The following is a 4,320-nucleotide window of genomic DNA, read 5'->3' as shown; positions in this document are numbered from 1 at the left end:
GAAGGGCGCTACTACGTCAGCTACCTCGTGCACTACCGCTACGAAGTATAGGGGCTAGGGGCTAGGGGCCAGGTTCTAGGGGAAGGGCGCTCTTCCCTGGCCCCTGGCCCCTAACCCCTAGCCCCTACCTTCTTCCAGCGCCGCCACCTCCATCTCCAGCCGCGCCCGCGCCGCCTCCAGGTCGCGGCGGACGAGCGCCCACCAGTTGTCGCTCTGGTCGGGGAAGTCGCGCGCCTTGCGCCACAGCCGGGCCGTGTTCTCCCGCCGCAACGCCTGCAACTGCCGGCCCAGCTTGCGCTGCCGCCGGCGGCACTGCATCAGCCGCTCCCGCAACTGTCGCACCTCGCGCGTCGGGATTTGGGCCAGTTCGGCCAGCTCCTCCGGGGCCAGCTCCCCGGCCAGGTCATAGAGCACGGGCGTGTCGCCGGCGCTATAGGCGGCATTGACGGCCGTCATCACCGACGTGCGATAGGCCAGCTCGGCGGCCGAGTTCGCCAGGTCGGGGTGGAAGCGCCGCGCCAACTCGCGATAGAGCCGCTTTTCGGCCGCCTTATCATGGGGCGTGTCCGTCGGTAACAGGAGGGCTTCGTCGGCCGGGTCGGGCGGCAGATGCGGCTCGTCGGCGTCGGGGCCGAGCGGGTTCTCGCCCAGTTCGGCCATCTCAGCCGCCTGCTGCCGCAGCGCCTGCTGGGTCAGCAGCGACTGCTTGCGCGCCAGCAGCGCCTGGATGGCGTCGGCCAGGTCGTCGAGCATCAGCCGGGCGTGCATGCGGAAGGCGTTGACCGCGGCCTGCTCCTGGGCCAACTCGGCCTCGGCCGCGCGCAACTCCTCCTGCGCCGCTTGCAGTTCCGCCTTCAGCTGTTCGCTCTGCCGGCGGGTCGAATCAACGGGTTGTAGGGAATACTCGCTCACACGCCATCGCTCCAACCGCGCGGTGGCTGGGGCGCGGTCGGGGCGCAATTATCCGGCAAGGCGGGGCAGGCCGTCAACGTTTTATACCTGTCACTCACCCCTCAATGGACTCGGCATCCTGATCGTTGGTCTTGACCAAGGCCGCCTACCTATCCTCTTTCCAGTCGGTTCAGGAGGAAGAAGCCGCGTCGGCCCGCGCCGCCAGCCGCCGGCCGATGTCGTTGGCCGTCAGGGAGAACTGCTCGTCCAGCCGCGGGTAGATCCACCAGACGAGGCTGAGGCCGAACAGCGCCCCGGTCAGGCTGCGCAACAGCGGCGAACTCTCGCGCAGGGGGAACAGCCGGGCCAGCGTCTCGATCTGCGTATTGACGAAGAACTGGCTGAACAGCTGGCTGAAGCCGTCGAGGGCGATGGGCAGCACGCCGATGAGCAGGAACAGCCAGAAGCGCATCGGCCGGATCGGCCCGCGCCGCCTCACCAGCCCGTAGATCAGCCCGCCGATAAAGATGGACGAATACATGCTGACGTCGCGCTGGCAGAGGGCCATCTTGTAGCCCATCTGCGCGTTGCCCACAAAGCGCCGCGCCGGCCAGAGGAAGCTGGCCCACTGCGCCGGGTCGGTTGAGGCCTCGGCGAACTCCGGCAGGTCGGGCATGAACGCCTCGATGGGCGTCAGGCTCGTGCCGGCCAGCTCGCGCGGATAGGCCACCTGCTCGCCGAACAGGAAGAAGGAGCGCGAGGCGAACTGGTGGCACATGGGGCTGTAGATGCGGTAGAGCAGCGTCGCCGGGCCGGTCGCTCCGACGTGCATGAGTACCGGGGCCAGCATGGGCAGCCCGACGTAGACGGCCACGGCCAGATTGAGGAACAGCAGCCAGCGCCGGGCCAGCGTGTGGAAGATGCGGTCGATCATGAGCCCTCCGCCGGGGCCAGGTCGCCCAGGTAGGCGTCGATCTGATCGCGCGACAGGATACCGCGGTGGTAGGCCAGCACCCGGCCGTCCGGCCCGACGAAGACCGACGACGGCAAGAAGAACGCGCCGTAGGCCGCGCCGACCTCTCCCTCGCTGTCCAGCAGCGCGGTCATGGTCAGCCCCACCTCGTCGTAGAACGCCCGCACCTGCTCGGCCGTCTCTTCCTGATTGATGGTCAGTACGGCCAGATCGATGGCGGCGTAGTCCGCCTGCGCCTTTTCCAGTTCCGGCATCTCCAGCCGGCAGGGGGCGCACCACGTGGCCCAGAAGTTAAGCAGAACGGGACGGTCGCGGTAGTCGCTCAGGCGGACGGTCTCGCCGTCCAGGTTGTTCAGGGCGAAGTCCGGAGCCAGCGCGCCCGCTTCCGGCAGGCCAACCGGGTCTTCGTCCAGCAGGCCGATGCCGCTCTCGGCCGTGCCGCTGAAGGCCGGGATGGACACCAGCGGCGCGCCGCCCGCCTCGCGCCCCAGCAGCCGCGGCCCAAACACCACCGCCACCGCGGCCAGCAGCACCAGCGCCAGCCCCACCACGACCAGCACCAGCCGCCGATCCGGCCCCTCGTCCACCCCCTGGCTACCTTGATCCGTCATCGCTCAGGACTGACCTACTGAATGCTTGGGCAGACACGCAGGTCTGCCCCTACTGACCACTAAACCCCGCCACCAGCCACTCCTGCAACCGCAACATCTGCTCATCCACCACGGCCGACCAGCGCACCAGCGCGCCGTTGACCAGGCCCATCTGCCCCTCCAGCATCAGCAGGCCGAGCAGCAGGAAGAGCGCGCCGCTGATGAGTTGCGTCGTGTGCAAATGAATCGTCACCCGGCGCGACTCCGAGCTTGTCACCGTCCACAGAATCGCGCCGATGAGCAGCAGGACGAGGATGCCGATCTCCAGCGCCAGGCTGTACTCCAGGCCGCTCAGGAAAGCGAAGTTGTCGATGGCGTATTGGGTGAAGGCGGCGACGATACGCCAGATAGCCAGCGCCCAGACCAGCGCGACAACGAAGACACTCGTATCCCAGGCCCACCCCTTGCCGCGCAGCATGCGCCAGAAAGCGCTCTGCCGGCTCATGCGGCCGAAGAAGGTCGAGACGATCATCAGCGGCAGGCCCAGGCCGAGGGTGTAGATGAACAGCAGCATGGCCCCTTGCAAAACAGTCGTCGTCTGCGCGGCCAGCGTCAGCACGACGCCCAGAATCGGCCCCACGCAGGCCGACCAGCCGACGGCGAAGGTCAGGCCGAACAGATAGGAGCCGCGCATGCCGGGGCTGGGCAGCCGTTCGGCCAGGCCGGTCACGCCGCCGAAGCCGCGGCCGAGCAAGCTCATCACGCCAAAGACGACGATGGCCGCCCCGCCGACAAGCATGAGCAGCCCTTGATTCAACTGGATGACCCGGCCGAGGGCGAAGCCCACCGCGCCCAGCGCGCTGAACGTCGTCGCCAGGCCGAGCATGAAGGCCAGCGTGTTGGCGGCGATCCTTTGCCGGTCGCTCTGGAAGGCGAAGGCGAAGTAGGCCGTCAGCACCGGCAGCGTGCAGGGGGAGATGAAGCTGAGCAGCCCGCCCGCGAACGCCAGCACGGCCAGGACGGCGAAGGGCTGCTTCAACACGCCGGGAGTGAACTCGCTCGGCGACGAAGACTGGCTCAGCGTGCCCAGGACAAGGAAGGCGACCAGCAGCACGCCCACGACGATGAGGACGATCTGCGCCGGGGAGAGCTTGCGCGAGCGCGGCGCGGGGGCGTTCAAGTCAGACATAAAATGAAGTATACCGCGCGGGCGCTCAGCGGCGCGGTCTGTTATCTTCCTGTAACAATTGTTGCAAGAGGGCGATGTCCTTCTGCAGGTTGCGCTGGCGGGTGTACAGGTAGAACATGTAGAGCAGGCACAGGCCGGACATGACCGCGTAGCCGCCGATCAGATAGGCGTTGAAGCGGTTCGGCTCGCCCACCTGGGCCAGGAAGAGGGCCGCGCCGCTGACCAGCGCCGGGCCGCCGCGCGGGCGGGCGTTGAGCCGGGCGGCGACGCGCATCTTCAGACTGGTGGCATAGTCGGCCAGGTTTTGCAGCCGCAACCGCACCAGAATCCAGGCCGACCCCAGCACGGTGAAAGCGATGACGCTGATGAGCAGGGTGATACCCATGCGCGCCGAGTCGAGGCCGTTGAACTCCTGCAACCCCTCGGCCGCGCCGGCCGCCGCTTCCGTTGTCCCGCCGAAGACCACCGGGTGGATGTCGCGGAAAATACGAATGCTGATGTAGGTCAGGATGATGGTGACAAAGGAGACGATGGCATAGACGGCGGCGTAGCGGGCGCGCCGGTGGTCGTCCTCGATGGCGCCGCGCAGCATGAAGTAGGCGGCGTAGACCAGCCAGGCGACCGTCACCAGCGTCAGGCGCGGACTCCACAGCCACCACGTGTTCCAGGCCGGCTTG

The 4,320-nt window shown here is 67.8% G+C and carries 5 protein-coding genes; all 5 read right to left on the bottom strand.

Features of this window, described 5'->3' with window-relative positions:
* Positions 1 to 117: 117 nt before the first annotated feature.
* Complete coding sequence (locus ACE3UY_RS02120) at positions 118 to 912, bottom strand: hypothetical protein (protein WP_374685899.1); 795 nt, start codon at positions 910 to 912, stop codon at positions 118 to 120.
* A 169-nt stretch (positions 913 to 1,081) separates the two neighbouring features.
* Positions 1,082 to 1,825 (bottom strand): DUF2085 domain-containing protein, encoded by a 744-nt coding sequence (locus ACE3UY_RS02115; RefSeq protein WP_374685898.1) that lies wholly within the window; start codon positions 1,823 to 1,825, stop codon positions 1,082 to 1,084.
* Entirely contained in the window at positions 1,822 to 2,475 is a 654-nt protein-coding gene (locus tag ACE3UY_RS02110; RefSeq protein WP_374685897.1) for a TlpA family protein disulfide reductase, read from the bottom strand. The genes ACE3UY_RS02115 and ACE3UY_RS02110 overlap by 4 nt, the downstream gene beginning before the upstream one ends.
* 49 nt (positions 2,476 to 2,524) lie before the next feature.
* Positions 2,525 to 3,643 carry a cytochrome c biogenesis CcdA family protein gene (locus tag ACE3UY_RS02105; RefSeq protein WP_374685896.1) on the bottom strand — a complete coding sequence of 373 codons (1,119 nt, stop codon included), beginning with the start codon at positions 3,641 to 3,643 and terminating at the stop codon, positions 2,525 to 2,527.
* Positions 3,644 to 3,668: 25 nt separating this feature from the next.
* Positions 3,669 to 4,320: cytochrome c biogenesis protein CcsA (ccsA, locus tag ACE3UY_RS02100; protein ID WP_374685895.1), on the bottom strand; the 652-nt coding region annotated here is incomplete at its 5' end.

The organism is Promineifilum sp. (SeqCode) (assembly GCF_041918635.1).
GTDB lineage: Bacteria > Chloroflexota > Anaerolineae > Promineifilales > Promineifilaceae > Promineifilum.
The sequence above is the reverse complement of the archived record's forward strand: the minus strand, read 5'-3'. Positions and strand labels throughout refer to the sequence as shown.